The 15125-nt window shown below is 66.1% G+C and carries 21 protein-coding genes; 10 read left to right on the top strand and 11 right to left on the bottom strand.

Going from position 1 to position 15125, the window contains the following annotated elements:
* Positions 1-81 precede the first annotated feature (81 nt).
* Positions 82-888, top strand: coding sequence for a 3-methyl-2-oxobutanoate hydroxymethyltransferase (gene panB / locus HALKA_RS0118600; protein WP_018259416.1), 807 nt, complete (start codon positions 82-84; stop codon positions 886-888).
* A gap of 302 nt (positions 889-1190) precedes the next feature.
* On the opposite strand, the gene HALKA_RS0118590 is transcribed toward panB, so the two are convergent.
* Positions 1191-1982, bottom strand: coding sequence for an alpha/beta fold hydrolase (locus tag HALKA_RS0118590; protein ID WP_018259415.1), 792 nt, complete (start codon positions 1980-1982; stop codon positions 1191-1193).
* 144 nt (positions 1983-2126) lie between these two features.
* Here HALKA_RS0118590 and HALKA_RS0118585 point away from each other — a divergent pair, with 144 nt between their 5' ends.
* Positions 2127-2366, top strand: a complete 240-nt coding sequence (locus HALKA_RS0118585; protein ID WP_018259414.1) for a DUF7127 family protein — start codon at positions 2127-2129, stop codon at positions 2364-2366.
* Complete coding sequence (locus HALKA_RS0118580) at positions 2366-4639, top strand: CDC48 family AAA ATPase (RefSeq protein WP_018259413.1); 2274 nt, start codon at positions 2366-2368, stop codon at positions 4637-4639. The genes HALKA_RS0118585 and HALKA_RS0118580 overlap by 1 nt, the downstream gene beginning before the upstream one ends.
* A gap of 220 nt (positions 4640-4859) precedes the next feature.
* Here HALKA_RS0118580 and HALKA_RS0118575 read toward each other — a convergent pair whose 3' ends face one another.
* Together HALKA_RS0118575 and HALKA_RS0118570 are read right to left on the bottom strand one after the other, a co-directional pair.
* Positions 4860-5384 carry an HD domain-containing protein gene (locus HALKA_RS0118575; protein WP_018259412.1) on the bottom strand — a complete coding sequence of 175 codons (525 nt, stop codon included), beginning with the start codon at positions 5382-5384 and terminating at the stop codon, positions 4860-4862.
* 5 nt (positions 5385-5389) lie between these two features.
* A complete protein-coding gene (locus tag HALKA_RS0118570) occupies positions 5390-6118 on the bottom strand; it encodes a DUF7847 domain-containing protein (protein ID WP_245545439.1) in 729 nt (242 codons plus the stop codon).
* A gap of 212 nt (positions 6119-6330) precedes the next feature.
* On the opposite strand from HALKA_RS0118570, the gene HALKA_RS0118565 reads away from it, so the two are divergent.
* On the top strand, positions 6331-6600 hold the full coding sequence (locus HALKA_RS0118565; RefSeq protein WP_018259410.1) for a hypothetical protein: 270 nt from the start codon (positions 6331-6333) through the stop codon (positions 6598-6600).
* A 12-nt stretch (positions 6601-6612) separates the two neighbouring features.
* On the opposite strand, the gene HALKA_RS0118560 is transcribed toward HALKA_RS0118565, so the two are convergent.
* Positions 6613-7335: a class I SAM-dependent methyltransferase gene (locus tag HALKA_RS0118560; RefSeq protein ID WP_018259409.1), complete on the bottom strand. Its 723-nt coding sequence runs from the start codon at positions 7333-7335 to the stop codon at positions 6613-6615.
* 76 nt (positions 7336-7411) lie between these two features.
* Positions 7412-7867 (bottom strand): thioredoxin-dependent thiol peroxidase, encoded by a 456-nt coding sequence (gene bcp, locus HALKA_RS0118555; RefSeq protein WP_018259408.1) that lies wholly within the window; start codon positions 7865-7867, stop codon positions 7412-7414.
* A gap of 82 nt (positions 7868-7949) precedes the next feature.
* On the opposite strand from bcp, the gene HALKA_RS0118550 reads away from it, so the two are divergent.
* Positions 7950-8516 carry a DUF420 domain-containing protein gene (locus HALKA_RS0118550; protein ID WP_018259407.1) on the top strand — a complete coding sequence of 189 codons (567 nt, stop codon included), beginning with the start codon at positions 7950-7952 and terminating at the stop codon, positions 8514-8516.
* Between the two features lie 25 nt (positions 8517-8541).
* Here the strand turns inward: HALKA_RS0118550 and purF are convergent, their stop codons facing one another.
* Genes purF through HALKA_RS0118535 form a run of 4 tightly spaced genes read right to left on the bottom strand, consistent with a single transcriptional unit; the run spans position 8542 to position 11451 of the window.
* The gene (gene purF / locus HALKA_RS0118545) at positions 8542-9984 is read right to left on the bottom strand and encodes an amidophosphoribosyltransferase (protein WP_018259406.1); all 1443 of its coding nucleotides are present in this window, start codon (positions 9982-9984) and stop codon (positions 8542-8544) included.
* Between the two features lie 6 nt (positions 9985-9990).
* The gene (locus HALKA_RS20600; RefSeq protein WP_015763051.1) at positions 9991-10164 is read right to left on the bottom strand and encodes a 50S ribosomal protein L37e; all 174 of its coding nucleotides are present in this window, start codon (positions 10162-10164) and stop codon (positions 9991-9993) included.
* A complete protein-coding gene (locus tag HALKA_RS0118540; protein ID WP_015763052.1) occupies positions 10161-10343 on the bottom strand; it encodes an LSM domain-containing protein in 183 nt (60 codons plus the stop codon). Before HALKA_RS0118540 ends, HALKA_RS20600 begins: the two co-directional genes overlap by 4 nt.
* A 46-nt stretch (positions 10344-10389) precedes the next feature.
* A complete protein-coding gene (locus HALKA_RS0118535; RefSeq protein WP_026190421.1) occupies positions 10390-11451 on the bottom strand; it encodes a M20/M25/M40 family metallo-hydrolase in 1062 nt (353 codons plus the stop codon).
* An 84-nt stretch (positions 11452-11535) separates the two neighbouring features.
* Here HALKA_RS0118535 and HALKA_RS0118530 point away from each other — a divergent pair, with 84 nt between their 5' ends.
* From HALKA_RS0118530 to HALKA_RS0118510, 5 genes are all read left to right on the top strand, one after another.
* Entirely contained in the window at positions 11536-11775 is a 240-nt protein-coding gene (locus HALKA_RS0118530; protein WP_018259404.1) for a hypothetical protein, read from the top strand.
* Between the two features lie 53 nt (positions 11776-11828).
* Positions 11829-12059, top strand: coding sequence for a hypothetical protein (locus HALKA_RS0118525; protein ID WP_015763055.1), 231 nt, complete (start codon positions 11829-11831; stop codon positions 12057-12059).
* Entirely contained in the window at positions 12046-12474 is a 429-nt protein-coding gene (locus HALKA_RS0118520) for a hypothetical protein (RefSeq protein WP_018259403.1), read from the top strand. Before HALKA_RS0118525 ends, HALKA_RS0118520 begins: the two co-directional genes overlap by 14 nt.
* Positions 12475-12542: 68 nt before the next feature.
* Positions 12543-13496 (top strand): Rv3626c family coenzyme F420 biosynthesis-associated protein, encoded by a 954-nt coding sequence (locus HALKA_RS0118515; protein ID WP_018259402.1) that lies wholly within the window; start codon positions 12543-12545, stop codon positions 13494-13496.
* Between the two features lie 48 nt (positions 13497-13544).
* Entirely contained in the window at positions 13545-14180 is a 636-nt protein-coding gene (locus HALKA_RS0118510; RefSeq protein WP_018259401.1) for a DUF6517 family protein, read from the top strand.
* 18 nt (positions 14181-14198) lie between these two features.
* On the opposite strand, the gene HALKA_RS0118505 is transcribed toward HALKA_RS0118510, so the two are convergent.
* Positions 14199-14429, bottom strand: a complete 231-nt coding sequence (locus HALKA_RS0118505) for a DUF8527 family protein (protein ID WP_018259400.1) — start codon at positions 14427-14429, stop codon at positions 14199-14201.
* Positions 14429-14974, bottom strand: a complete 546-nt coding sequence (locus HALKA_RS0118500) for a hypothetical protein (protein WP_018259399.1) — start codon at positions 14972-14974, stop codon at positions 14429-14431. The genes HALKA_RS0118505 and HALKA_RS0118500 overlap by 1 nt, the downstream gene beginning before the upstream one ends.
* Positions 14975-15125 lie beyond the last annotated feature (151 nt).

Below are 15125 nucleotides of genomic sequence, written 5' to 3'. Positions count from 1 at the left end.
TAATCAGTTACGGAACCGTCGAACGCGGGTGCCTGTGAGTGCATGGCAGGGCTTATGCGCCGGGGGGTCCCAGCCCAAGCCATGCGGGCCAAGGACATTCGCGCGAAGGCAGGTGAGGAGCCGGTGACGATGCTGACGGCCTACGACGCACCGACCGCGACGGTGCTCGACGAGGCCGGCGTCGACATCGCGCTGGTCGGCGACTCGGTCGGGAACCTCCGTCTGGGACACGACTCGACGCTGCCGGTCACCGTCGAGGAGATCGCCAGCCACACCGCTGCGGTCGCGCGGGCCACAGCGGACGTGTTCGTGCTCGCGGACATGCCCTTCCTCTCGTACGGTGCCGACGAGGCCGAGGCGATACAGAACTGCGGTCGCATGGTCAAGGAGGCGGGCGCGGACGGGGTCAAACTCGAATCCGGTCCCCACACCGTCGACCTCACTCGTCGGCTGACGCAACTGGGCATCCCGGTCCAGGCACATCTCGGACTGACTCCACAGCGCGAGAACGAGACCGGACTGTTCCGCCAGGGCACCGACGAGGAGTCCGCGACGGAGATCGTCGAACTCGCGCAGGCCCACGAGGAGGCCGGCGCGTTCTCGCTCGTCCTCGAACACGTCCCGGCGAACCTCGGCGCGGCGGTCACGGACGCGCTCGACATTCCGACGATCGGCATCGGTGCCGGCCCCGACTGCGACGGCCAGGTCCTGACCGTCGACGAGGTGATCGGCCTCTCTGAGGACGTAGCCCCCTTCTCGAAGCGCTTTGGCGACGTGCGCGGCGAGATGGCGTCCGCGATCGAGGGGTACGTCGACGCCGTCGAAGACGGCACCTTCCCGGCCGACGAACACAGCTACGTCGAGGACGAACTGGACGACCTGTACTGATCGCCGGCCTGAAAGATTGAATACGCTGCACGGGAATGCCAGAACATGTCAGAAGACGAGCCCGGCCCTGAACGAAAAGAGCAACTAACACAATTCGTTTTCTGGACTGCGGTCGCGATCGTCGTCGGATTCGTGCTACTTTTTGTCATTCCGAAACTGCTCTAATCGTGTCCTGTCACCGTCGACTGCCCGCCACACGAACTGGTCACATGCACCCCGCCGAAATCAGTACGTTCTGGTCACCTGAAAGATCCGCCACTCACTGACCAGTAGCCAGGGCCGTTTCGACGACCGAAGCGGCGTCACGACGATGGAGTGGGTTCGATATCGCGGAGAAACGTTGCGACGGCGTCGTTGAACCGCGCCGGCCGCTCGACCATCGCGAGGTGTGCCGCGTCGGGAACGGTCTCGCACCCTCCTCGCGGAATCTTCTCCGCGAGGGTCTCGTGGTAGGACGGCGGCGTGAGCCGGTCGTGTTCGCCACACAGCGCCAGCGTCGGCACGTCCACGGTGTCGAGTCGGTCTCGCACGTCGAATCGATGGCAGGTCTCGAAGTCTCGCCGTGTCACCGACTGTCCGACGGCACGCATCGTCTCGATGGAGTGCTCGCGCGCACGCTCGGGCGGGTCGTGCAAGAGCATGTCCTCGCCGTGCAGGAACGAGACGGCGGCCTCGAAGTCGGCCGCCAGGTCGTCTCGGAGCGTCTGGACGACTGGGAGCGTCGCGCCGCTGCCGGCGAGGACGAGCCCGTCGAGCGGGACGGCGCGCCGCAGGACCGTCGCCAGTGCGACCGCACCGCCGAGCGAGTTGCCGACCAGGACCGTCGCGTCCGTCACTTCGGCGACGGCCACCACGTCGTCGACGTAGCTCGTCAGCGTCGCTTCACCCGGTGCGGTGTCGATGTCCTCGCTCGCACCGTGACCGCTCAGATCGAGCGCAGCGGCCGACGACGCCGGACCACTCGGCGCGTACTGCTGGCTCCAGAGCGCGTGGGTGCTGGCGCTGCCGTGGACGTACAGTACTGTGGCGCTCTCGCCCTCGCCGGTGACGGACCGGTACGCCGTCGTCCGTCCGTGGTGTTCGACCGTCTCCATGCCACCGCTTTCGCGGGGGTCCCGTATAGTGGTGGGGCCGGGACCGGTGTGAACCGCAATCAGTGGGTTCTTCGTCTGGTCGAACGCCTTATTGCGGTTTTCGGCGAAGGATTTATATATTTGTCCCACTAACTCGTAGTTAGCATGACTGACCAACAGCAGCTTGTCGGCGATGCCCCGCTACGACGCTACGAGTACGACGACGCGGTCGTTCTCGCGGCTGACATCGGTATCACCGGCGATGCGACGGTCGACGTCGTCGACGACACCGCGACCGTCGTCGTCGGTGACGAGCAGTACGACTTCGATCTCCCGTCCGGTGACGCACGAGCGTTTATCCGGAATGGGGTTCTCACTGTCGAGATGAGCGAGGTGTCCCACTGATGAAACTTACAGTCAAACCACTCAAGCAGAAAGACGCCGGGCGCGGTCTCGCGGCCGTCGACCGTGCAGCGATGGACGAGATGGACCTGGAGAACGGCGACTACATCGTCATCGACGGCGACGGCGGTCGCGCGGTCGCCCGTGTCTGGCCCGGCTACCCCGAAGACAGCGGCAAGAACGTCGTCCGGATCGACGGCCAGCTCCGGCAGGAAGCCGGCGTCGGCATCGACGACCAGATCGAGGTCGAGAAGGCAGACGTACAGGTCGCAAAGCGGGTCACCGTCGCCCTGCCCCAGAACCTCCGGGTGCGGGGCAACGTCGGTCCGATGATCCGCAACAACCTCAGCGGCCAGGCGGTCACGCAGGGCCAGACGGTGCCCGTGAGCTTCGGGCTCGGTCCGCTTTCGAGCATGAGCGGCCAGAAGATCCCGCTGCGGATCGCCGAGACCGACCCCTCGGGGACCGTCGTGGTGACCGACCAGACCGACATCGAGGTCAGCGAGAAGCCGGCCGAACAGATTGCGGGCGACGCCCCGACCGAGGGCGGCGGCGAAGCCACGCCGGACGTGGCCTACGAGGACATCGGCGGCCTCGACAGCGAACTCGAACAGGTCCGCGAGATGATCGAGCTGCCGATGCGCCACCCCGAACTGTTCCAGCAGCTCGGCATCGAGCCGCCGAAAGGCGTCCTCCTGCACGGGCCGCCGGGCACCGGGAAGACGCTGATGGCCAAGGCCGTCGCCAACGAGATCGACGCCCACTTCACGACCATCAGCGGCCCGGAGATCATGTCGAAGTACTACGGGGAGAGCGAAGAGCAGCTCCGCGAGGTCTTCGAGGAGGCCGAGGAGAACGCCCCCGCCATCGTCTTCATCGACGAGATCGACTCGATCGCGCCAAAGCGCGGCGAGACCCAGGGCGACGTGGAACGGCGCGTGGTCGCGCAACTGCTCTCCCTGATGGACGGGCTCGACGAGCGCGGTGACGTAATCGTCATCGGCGCGACCAACCGCGTCGACGCGATCGATCCCGCACTGCGCCGCGGCGGGCGCTTCGACCGCGAGATCGAGATCGGCGTGCCGGACAAGGAGGGCCGCAAGGAGATCCTGCAGGTCCACACCCGCGGGATGCCCCTCTCCGAGGACATCGACCTCGAATCCTACGCCGAGAACACGCACGGGTTCGTCGGCGCGGACCTCGCACAGCTGACCAAGGAGGGCGCGATGAACGCCCTGCGGCGCATCCGCCCGGACATCGACCTCGAATCCGACGAGATCGACGCCGAGGTGCTCGAATCGCTGGAGGTCTCCAAGCAGGACTTCAAAGAGGCGCTGAAGGGAATCGAACCCTCCGCGCTCCGCGAAGTGTTCGTCGAAGTCCCCGACACCTCCTGGGACTCGGTCGGCGGCCTCGAAGACACGAAAGAGCGTCTGCGCGAGACGATCCAGTGGCCCCTGGAGTACCCCGAGGTCTTCGAGCAGATGGACCTCAACGCGGCCAAGGGCGTCCTGCTCTACGGCCCGCCGGGCACCGGGAAGACGCTGCTGGCCAAGGCCGTCGCCAACGAGGCCCAGTCGAACTTCATCTCGATCAAGGGCCCCGAACTGCTGAACAAGTTCGTCGGCGAGTCCGAGAAGGGCGTCCGCGAAGTGTTCAGCAAGGCCCGAGAGAACGCCCCGACCGTCGTCTTCTTCGACGAGATCGACTCGATCGCGGCCGAACGCGGCTCCGGCGGCGGCGACTCGCAGGTCGGCGAACGCGTCGTCTCCCAGCTCCTGACCGAGCTGGACGGCCTCGAAGCGATGGAGGACGTGGTCGTGATCGCCACGACCAACCGACCGGACCTCATCGACTCGGCGCTGATCCGGCCCGGACGACTGGACCGCCACGTCCACGTCCCGGTCCCCGACGAGGACGCTCGCCGGGCGATCTTCCAGGTCCACACCCGCGGCAAGCCACTCGCCGACGGCGTCGACCTCGATCAGCTCGCCCGGAGGACCGAGGGGTACGTCGGTGCCGACATCGAAGCAGTCGCCCGCGAGGCCTCGATGGCCGCGACCCGGGAGTTCATCAACAGCGTCGACCCCGACGACATCGACGACTCCGTCAGCAACGTCCGCATCACGATGGACCACTTCGAGCAGGCGCTCGACGAAGTCGGGCCGAGCGTCGACGAGGACGTGCGAGAGCAGTACGACGAGATCGAAGAACGGTTCGATCACGCCGAGGCGGAACTGGACGACGGCGAGACGGTCTCGCGAACGTTCCAGTGAACGTTTTTCCCGATCGGGTGCGCTGACGCGCACCTCTCGCGGCAAAAACGCTCATGAAAAAGGCTCTCCCTCGCTCCGCTCGGTCGAGTGAATCGTGCGACCTGCCGGGTCCTCCGGACCGCTCGGTCGCACGAATGCGACCGTCCAATACGTAGTACCCGTCTCTCGGCTGTTTTGTTCTCTATCGTGCCTGGCAGATTGGATCTCAACGGACCGACGCTCACTCCGTCATACTCTGCTCGACCCGTTCTTTCACGACGGGAAACTTGTTTCCGAGATCGTGATAGAGCTCTTCGTCCCCGATGTACGGCTCCGAGTGTTCGACGAAGCACGCCATCTTCTCGAGTACATCCCGTTTGAGGGTATCGGAGTCACCCAGAGCGTAGTAGTCGCTGTTGTCCAGAACGTCTGCGGCCTTGACGGCCACCGCAGGCCGTCCCAGCGCGAAGCATCGCTCGTAGATATCCAGGTGTCGGTCAAGATAGTCGTCGATGTCCTCGTCAAAAGTGGTGGCTGCCACGACGTTCGCGACCTCGTCGCCGAACCGCGAACGGATCTCGGCTTCCGTCACGGCCGTGTCCTCTACGGGATCGTGGAGGAACCCGGCGACGACGATGTCCTGCTCGTACCCTCTGTCGTACAGCTCCATGCCCACTCGCGTGCTGTGGAGGATCACCGGCTTCGGGTTGTTGCCCGAAGATTCGAACGAGTGGACCAGATACTGGATGGCCCCCCGCTCTCGCACTCCGCCTACTGAATTTTCGGCTCGGACTCGGCGTCCGATCGGAGCTGGACGAACGCGTCGGCCAGGATCCCGTAGTTGACGATCGTGACGATGGAAATGATCGATAGGATCACGATCTGTCCGACGACCGGGCCAGCTATCGCGAAGAGGGAACTCAGACCGCCGACCGCGCCCGCGACGATCCCGACGATCAAGACGAGTCCGAACAGCCGCCAGCGGCTGCCCGTCGCCAGGTCCCAGCTCCGTCGAAGCGCGTCGATCGGCCCCTGATCTTCTGCGCCGATCGCGAAGAAGACGAAGGTGAAGCTCACCGACAGGAAGAGACCGGGGATCACGAGCGCGATCAGACCCAGCGTGACGGCGATCGAGACGACGACGTTCGCGACCACGGCGGCGACCAGTGCTCGGCCGACGCGGTGGGTGAACAGCTCGCTCGGGAGCGACGACAGCTCGCCGGGATCCCGGACCAAGAGCCGCGTCGCGACGAGGAGGACGTACGTTCCGAACAGGATCGAGACCACTGCCAGCAACCCGGAGACGCTCGTCGAGATCGGCAGCGTCAGCCCGATCTGTCCCTGTTGGGCCGTGTCCGGCAACATCCCGGCGACGGCCGTGTTGATCGAGCCGACGAACACCAGTTGATACGCGATGGTCAGTACCATCAGGACGATACCACTCGTCGACAGCGCACGTCGGCTCCCGCGGCCGAGTGCAGTTCCTATCTGGAGGGTCACGACCGGATCCACTCCCGGACGGGACTTAAACGGTGAGCGTGATTTACAGGGCCAGAAAGTCTGTGCTTTTGACCATCGAGAAAGAGAAGAATTCACTATACATCCACTATATCGCGTAGCTATCGGGATAAATAGTTGTATAAGGTGTATAGATGTACGAGACCACAATTAGGGAAACGGGTTTTAGCGACTGTTTCGTGTGTACAAATAACATGGTACAGTGTGACAGCTGCGACGGCGAAGTCCGCGAAGTGTGGCGACACCGCACACACGCCGAATCGATGACCCACCGGCGTATCGAGTGGGTCTGTCCCGACTGCCACCCGGAGCTGCCCGCGACGGCCGAGACGCCGATGAGGGCCGGGCGGGCCATCGCCGACGGGGGCCAGTCGACTGCAGCGTGTCCGATCTGCTCGGCCGCGACAGTCAATGGACAGGGCCTGTGCAGTTGCACCGAGTGTGGCTGGACCGGGCGGCTCTGATATCGTCGTCCGTCACGATCTCCGACCCGTCTTCGCGAGGGCCGCACGGTAGCTCCCGTCCCAGCCGGGCCGGACCACGTCTTCGACGCTCCAGGGGGTCGGGACCGTCGCTTCTCGCAGTCGCTCCGGGCCGAACAGTCGAAACTGCAGAATCTCGCTCGTCTCGCCCTCGTACTCGAAGGTCATCACCCGATGAGCGAGTCCCGGCGTCGGGTCCGCTCGGTAGCCGACGAGCTCTTCGACCCCCTCGGCGGCCGGATCGTAGCTGTGGACGACGGCGGTCGCGTCCGCCGTCGTGACGTGGGCCAGATCGGCGAGAAGCTGCCGGAGTCCGTCCATCGAGCCCGCGAGACAAATCTGCGTGCCGATAGCCAGCGCCGACTGGAAGCGGTCGCGCTCGAACTGCGGGCGCAGGTCGAACATGTCGCCCCGGTGGGCGTCCTCGACGCCTCGCTCGCGCATGGTCTCGACGAGCGCGTCGCTTGGGTCGATGGCGACTGTCTCGAATCGCTCCTGGAAGTACAGCGCGTGTCGGCCGGTGCCCGCGCCGAGATCGAGCAGCGGGCCGTCGAGCCAGGATTCGAGCCACTCGCCGTGGCCCTCGCCGTCGAAGTCCTCGAAGTAGAACTGCTCGATGGGATGGTGTTCGGTGTCGTCGCCGTCTCTCACGAGCAGGGGAGCCGACCGCTCTCCTCGGTGGTGGTCGCGGATCGCGCGGCCGAACGCGTCGGACATGGACGACGGTGGTCGCCCCTCGAATTTGTGTGTTATTGTGACACGGTGTCGTGGGACGTGGGACCGATCGGCCGCGTCAGTTCAGGTCGGCCAGAATCTCCTCGGCGTGGTCCTCGGGGGAGACGCCCTCGTAGACGCGTTCGATCACGCCGTCGGGGTCGATCACGTACGTGTTTCGGAAGACGCCGTCGAAGGTGTTTCCGAACATGTTCTTCTCTCCGTAGGAGTCGTACCGGGCGGCGACAGCGCCGTCCTCGTCCGACAGGAGCGTGAACGGGAGGTCGTACTCCGCCGCGAAGGCCGCCAGGTCGTCGACCGGGTCGTCGCTGACTCCCAAGACGGCGACGCTTCGATCCGCGAACGCGTCCCACTCGTCGCGGAAGCCACAGGCTTCTTTCGTACAGCCCGGCGTGTCGGCTCGGGGGTAGAAGTAGAGGACGACGCGCTGGCCCTCGTACTCCGAGAGCGCTACGGTCTCGCCGTCCTGGTCTGGCAGTTCGAACGTCGGGGCAGTGTCTCCGGCTTCGAGCATGTCGGTCTCTCCGTGGGGGCGTCCCAAAGCCGTGGCGTTCCACGAACGCAACCGCCTTGTCCGCGCGGACTAACCTCCGCCTATGGAACGACTGGTCCGAGAGCGTACCGGGGTCCTGACGACTCTCCTCACGATCGTCTCGCTCGCGCTCGTCTTCGGTGCCGTCTTGCGGGTGGGTCCCGCGACGGCGCTGCCCGCAGCGCCCGACGCCGTCCTGGCAGCGATTCCCCACGCCAACGCGGCGATCAGCGCGACCGCGATCGGGACGATCGTCGTCGGCGTCCGTGCGGTCAAGCGTGGCGACATTCGACGCCACAAGCGGCTGATGGCGACGACGTTCGCGCTGTTCGTCGCCTTTCTCGCCCTCTATCTGTACCGCGTCTCGCTGCTCGGCCCGACCGGCTTCCCCGAGAGCGCGCCGGCCTGGATCGAGACGTACGTCTACTTCCCGGTACTGGCCGTCCACATTCTGCTCGCGATCGTCTGCATCCCGCTGGTGTACTACGCGCTCTTGCTGGCGTACAGCTATCCCATCGCTGAACTCCCGAACACGCCACACCCGCGCGTCGGCAGGGCTGCCGCCGGACTGTGGCTGGTCTCCTTCGCGCTCGGCATCGTCGTCTACGTGTTGCTGTACTGGCTGTTCTGATACGGTCGGCAGAAGATCGTGCGGCTCAGTCGTCGGCTTCCATCGTCTGGTCGCCGATGACGGGCCGGTCGACGTCGCGGTCGGTCTCCTCGCCCTCGATGTCGTAGGGGTACTCGCCGGTGACACAGCCCAGACACAGCTCGCCCTGACCCTTGTCGAGGCTCTGTGCGATGGCCTCGACCGAGAGATACGACAGCGAGTCGGCCTGGATCTCGTCGCGGATCTCCTCGGTGGACCGGTCGGCCGCGATCAGCTCGTCGCGGGTCGCCATGTCGATGCCCATGTAACACGGCGAGATGATCGCCGGGGCACCGATGCGGACGTGGACCTCCTCCGCGCCTGCGTCTTTCAGCAGCTCGATCAGCTGCGTCGAGGTCGTCCCGCGGACGATCGAGTCGTCGATGATGGTGACGGTCTTGCCCTCGATCGTCGACTTGATCGGGTTCAGCTTGAGCCGCACTGCCCGCTCGCGCTCGTCCTGAGTCGGCATGATGAACGTCCGGCCGACGTACCGGTTTTTCATCAGCCCCTCGGCGAACTCGATGTCTGCGCCGCTCTCCTGGGCCGCCTCGGCGTAGCCGGAGGCGAAGGCGCGCCCGGAGTCGGGTACCGGGAGGACGACGTCGCTGTCGACGCCGGACTCGTCCCAGAGCTGTCGGCCCAGCTCTCGGCGCACTTCGTAGACCAGATTGTCGTCGATGGTCGAGTCCGGCCGCGCGAAGTAGACGTGTTCGAAGAAGCAGTGGGCCGTGTTCTCCTGTTCGACGAGCTGGTAGCTGTCGAAGCCGGTGCCGTCGTCGTGGAGCACGACCAGCTCGCCGGGTTTGACGTCTCTGATCAGCTCGCCGTCGAGCGTGTCGATGGCGGCCGACTCGGAGGTGAGGACGTAGCCGTCGTCGAGCTTGCCGATGCACAGCGGTCGGTTGCCCTCCGGGTCACGAACGCCCATGACGGTGTCGTCGTGAGAGATCGTCAGGGCGTAGGAGCCGTGGATCCGAGACATCGTCCGCTTGACCGCGCGGACGAGGTCGGCTTCGAGGAGGTTCCGGGCCAGATCGTGGGCGATGACCTCCGTGTCGCCGTCACTCGTGAAGGCGTGACCGAGATTCGCGAGTTCGTCGCGGATCTCGTCGGCGTTGACGAGGTTCCCGTTGTGGGACAGTCCCAGCGAACCCGACTTGAACGAGACCGAAAAGGGCTGCGCACAGCACGAATCGACGCTGCCGGCCGTCGGATAGCGAACGTGCCCGATCCCGTTCGAGCCGTTCAGCGACGCCAGATCGTCGGGGTCGAACACGTCGCCGACCAGTCCCATCTCGACGTGGCTGTGTTGCTGGAAGCCGTCGTGGGTGACGATGCCGGCCGACTCCTGGCCGCGGTGCTGGAGAGCGTAGAGAGAGTAGTAAAGCGGGCGGGCGGCGTCACGGTCTTGGAGTGCGATGCCGACGACGCCGCACTTTTCGTGCATGTTGTGTTATTCGCCGGATTTGCTCTGCCACTCGTAGTCGCGGCGTTTGGCCGAGTTACCGAAGCCACACGCCGAACAGACTTTCTTCTTTGTATGATAGGACTTTTCGCCGCACCGACGACACTTCGTGTGCGTCGTGGTGTTCTTCTTACCCTGGCTCGGAGTTCCTGCACCAGTCATGGTTTGATGGAGACGACGTTGTCGCCGCGTATAATCGTTGTGTCTTCGTCTTCGATGACGAGATTCATGTGCTGATCGTAGCCCGAGAGCTCACCTTCGTACAGCTCGCCGCCCTTGAGATGTACGGTGACTGTCTCGCCCAGTGACGCCTCGAGCACGTCGAGCGGTCGTCCACTCATACCCCAACGGGCTGGCGACGAGTGTATAAACGTACCGCTTGCGGACTCACAGGTCGACGCTGAACGGTGCGAGCGCGTCGGCCTGGGCCGCGAAGCCGGCCAGGAGGTCTGCCACGGCTTCGAGGTCTGCCGGGTCGATCACCTCGACGGGGGTGTGCATGTAGCGGTTGGGGAGGCCGACGTTGAGCGACGGGATTCCGCCGCGCGACGTGTAGAAGGCGTCGGCGTCGGTGCCGGTTCGGTTGCCGGTCGCCTGCAGCTGCACGTCGATGTCCTCGCTCTCGGCGGTGTCTCTGACCGCGTCGACCAGCGCGGGGTGGTTCGCGCTGCCGCGGGCGATCACCGGGCCGTCGCCGAGCGCGACGCCGCTGGAGCGCTTGCCCGGCGAGTCCGGCTGATCGGTCGCGTGGGTCACGTCCACGGCGATCGCGGCGTCCGGATCGAGATCGAAGCCGACCATCTTCGCGCCCTGGACGCCCACTTCCTCCTGGACCGTCGAGACGGCGTAGACCGTCGCGTCGGTTCCGGCCTCTGCGGCCCGTCGGAGTCCCTCCGCGGCGGCCCAGATGCCGATTCGGTTGTCCATCCCGCGGGCCGAGAGGTAGCCGTTCTGCAGTTCGCTGATCGTCTGCTCGAAGGTGATCGGGTCGCCACGCGAGACCAGTTCCTCGGCCTCGTCGCCGTCCTCGGCCCCGATGTCGACGTGTTGTTCGTTGATCCCGGGAACGTCGTCGTCCTCGCCGTTTCGCAGGTGGATCGCCGTCTGTCCGACGACGCCGTCGATCGGGCCGTCGTCGGTGTGGACGGTGACGTGCTGGCCCCGCGAGACGGTGCTGTCCGAGCCGCCGATGCGGTCGATCCGCAGGAAGCCGTCGTCGGTCACGTCCCGGACGATGAAGCCGATCTCGTCGCCGTGGCCCGCCAGCGCGACCTCGGCGTCACCGCTTCCCTGCAGCACTGCGACGGCGTTGCCGTAGTCGTCGACCCTCACCTCGTCGGCGTACGATTCCACGTAGTCGATCCAGACTCGCTGGCCCGCCGTCTCGTAGCCGGAGGGCGTCGCGGTCGAGAGCAGTTCGTCGAGAAACCTGCGCCGGTCCTCGTCCATGACCGGGCGTTCGCCGGCATCCGTCATGTATCTTGCCGAGAGCTGCAGGCGAAGCGATAAGTACCGACCGCTCGAAACGCCGCCATGACCGAGTTCACCTTCCTCGAACTCCATCTCGACGACGCGACGATCACCAACAACGCGCCCTATAGCGGTGCCGATCAGTCGGACTCGAACGACGAGACAGCAGACGACCCCGACGACGGTCGCTCGCTCGGCAGATTGCTCGCGTTCGCGCTCGCCGTCGCTGCCGTCGCGACGCTGATCGGACGCGCGCTCTCGGGGAGCGGTGAGTCCGGATCAGCGGTCGACGACCTGGTCTGATCGGTCGACTTCGCTACCGTTTGGTCATTCATTTAAGTAGTTTCGGTGAGAACATGTCGTCTGTGAGTCAAACAGACACTCCGGAAGAACGCATCGACGAAACGACGACGTGGCCCGACCTCGCGATCAGCCTCTACGACCGCCTGACCGGTCGCAACGCCGAGATCACCTACGAGTTCGAAGACATGGAAGTCGACGTGCCGAGCGGCACCGGCGACGACGCCGACCACGCCCACTGGCGTGTCGACGGGACGCTGCGGGTCACGACCCGTGAGCAGGACTGATCGGTTCCCGCCGCTGTCGGTCGACGCGGAACTGACGCTGACCGTCGACGGCCGCGAGTACCGCGTCCGTGATCGCGGGAACCGGCTCGTCGTCGACGCACCGACGCTCCCGGCGGCGCTGGCGTTGCGCGATTCGCTGCCGGAAGGCGGCGTCGGCAGGCTCCTCTCGACGACCGATCTGGCCGTCGACGTGGCGGTCCACGACGCCGTCGTCGCCACTACCGGCCCCAGCGCCGACGGCCCGATCGCGACGACTGTCGGTGGGTCGCCGACGACGCTGCGACCTGCGGGACTGGCCGCGGCACTCGTCCGCGAGGGACGGGCTCGCCCGGTCCCAACGGCGGCTCTGGTGGCGGCTCTCCTCGCGCTGGGCTGGCTCGTCGGACGCGCGATCGACGCCTTCGGCGACGACTGATTCGGAGTCCGAAGACGGGGATGGGCCACGGGGAGAAGGCCTATTCCGACTCGTCGCCTTGTGCGCGTATGGGATTGTACCACAGCGTGCAGGCCGTCGCCGGGGCCTCCGGTGACGGACCGATCGACTGGGACGCCGTCGCGTCGGCGGCCAAGAGCTCGACCGATCCCGGCTCGCTGGCACTCACCGATCGGCAGGAGGCGGCCTACGCCGACGACGTGCGTGCCGCTCGCGACCGCGTTCGCGACGTCGCCGACGTCGGCTTCGACCTCCCGGCGACCGTCGAGATCCAGAACCGCCACCACTGGATCGACGCCAACGTCGAGACCTTCGAGCGGGTGATGCGCCCGATCGAACAGCGAGCCGACCTCATGCCGGGCGTCGCCCGCGTCGCCAACACCGGCTCGATGGCGTTCGCGCTCTCGTTTTTGGGCCGGAACGTCCTCGGGCAGTACGACCCGCTTTTGCTGGCCGACGACGGCGACGACCACGCGCTGTACTTCGTCCACCCGAACATCGAACGGGTCGCGTCGACACTCGCCGTCGACCCCGACCGCTTCCGCCGCTGGATCGCCTTCCACGAGGTCGCCCACGCCGCGGAGTTCGGCGCGGCCCCGTGGCTCTCCGATCACCTGGAGTCGACGATGGAAGACGCCATCGGCGCGCTCACCGAGGGCTCGATCGACCGGGCTTCGCTGGGCGAGCTCGACACGACGATGACGGCCGTCGAAGGGTACGCCGAACTCGTCATGGATCGCGCCTTCGACGACGAGTACGACGACCTCCGGCGCAAGCTCGACGAGCGCAGAGGCGGCCAGGGACCGGTCGCGAAGCTGGTCCGCAGGCTGCTCGGGCTGGGGATGAAGCGCCGCCAGTACGAACGGGGCAAGGCCTTCTTCGACGCCGTCGCGGACGAGCGCGGCGTCGCGGGGGCCGGCGCGGTCTGGGACGGTCCCGACTCGCTGCCGACCGACGCCGAGTTGGACGACCCCGCCGCGTGGCTCCGTCGCGTCGACCCGTGAGGTTCCGATGGCCAGCAAGCATATGGTCGCTGGCGCGAACTCATCTGTATGCGCACACTGGCGATTCTCCTGTCGGTCGCGCTCGTCGCGACCACGGCCGGCTGTGGCTTTCTCATCGGCGACGAAGCGCTCGCGTTCGAATCCGTACCCGCGAGCGTCGGCGACGAGGCCCTCTCGGAAACCGGCTACGAGCAGACCCTCAACGAGAGCCAGACGGTCTCTCGGGAGTTCACCGTCGCGGGCCAGAGCCGGCAAGTCAACGTGACGAACCACCTCGCGCAGTACGAGCGCTCGATCGACCTCGGCCCGCTGGGCGAACAGCGGGCGGCGGTGTTCGCCACGTTCTCCAGCCCGGAGGTGAGCGTCGCCTCGCAGACGTTCAACCCGATCAGTGACATGTCCAACCGCGAGCTGCTATCGCAGTTTGGCTCCAACTACGACGGCCTCAGCGTCGGCCAACGGGTCGAAAATCGGACGCACACGGTCCTCGGAACCGAGGCGGGCGTCGAGAAGTACGAGGGGACGGCAGAGCTGGGCGGGCAGTCCATCGACGTGTACATTCACGTGACGACGGTGAAACACGACGGGGACTACGTCGTGGCGCTGGGGCTCTACCCACAGCAACTCTCCGGCGAAGAGACACACGTCTTCGCGATGCTCGACGGCCTCCGGCACGGCGAGTGAAACGAGTCGTCGGTCGTCTCAGCGACGACGGTTCACGAAGCCAAGCGCCACGCTGTCGGGGAACACCCACCAGCCGAGCACGGCACCGGCGACCGTCCCAGTGACGCCGGCCCCGCCGATCGTCGGGAGGCTGGCCGAGACGTTCAGCGCGACGAGTGCCATCGACACGCCCACGAACAGGGCGAAGCCGACGCGGAACTTCAGGAGGAACGACCGCCGGTCCTCGTCCGTGACGGAGGGCTGGACCATCAGTGAAAGCCCCTGCCAACGTCCTCGTCGACGACGTCCTCGAACTCGGCTTCGAGCAACTCCTCGGCCTCGTCGAAGGTGTCGGTCAGCTCGTCCATCTCCTCGGGACGGTCGTAGTGGTCGAAGTCCATCGGCCCGTAGGCCGGCGAGTCCAGCGCGTCCATCACGTCCTCGAACAGCGCGTCGGGCGTCGTCGGCGCGTCGGCGTGGGTTTCGAGGACGGCCTCCAGTTCCTTCGCCGTCTCTTCGGCCGCGTCTTCGTCCTCGACGGGCTGTTGGACGCCGAAGGCACCGGTCCCCTGCTCGGGAAACAGCGGATCGAGCTCGTCGTCTATCCGGCGAGCCACCTGCGATCCCACGCCCTGCACGTCGTAGGGGTTCTTGGCGTAGGTCTTGAGCTGGAAGACGCCGGCAGCCGGGTGGCCGATGTAGAGGTCTTCGCCGATGCCGCTCGCGCGGTCGCCGCCGACGGCCTGCCAGCCACCGGGATCGGCGTTCGATTCGACCACGTCTTCGAGGATGTCGTCCCACTCACGAACGCGCATGGAGCCCGTTTGGGTGCGGTTCTGAAAATACCCTTCGGTCGGTCCGACCGCCGACTGGACCGGGGATTTCTTTGCACCCGAATCCGAGACGTGCAATAGAGCAGTCGTCCGCCGTCTCGCCGGGCCGCCCGGCTGCCCTCCCCGCGCGGCG

Origin of the sequence: Halomicrobium katesii DSM 19301 (genome assembly GCF_000379085.1) — an archaeon.
Taxonomy (GTDB): domain Archaea; phylum Halobacteriota; class Halobacteria; order Halobacteriales; family Haloarculaceae; genus Halomicrobium; species Halomicrobium katesii.
This window is presented reverse-complemented; position numbering and strand designations above follow the sequence as displayed.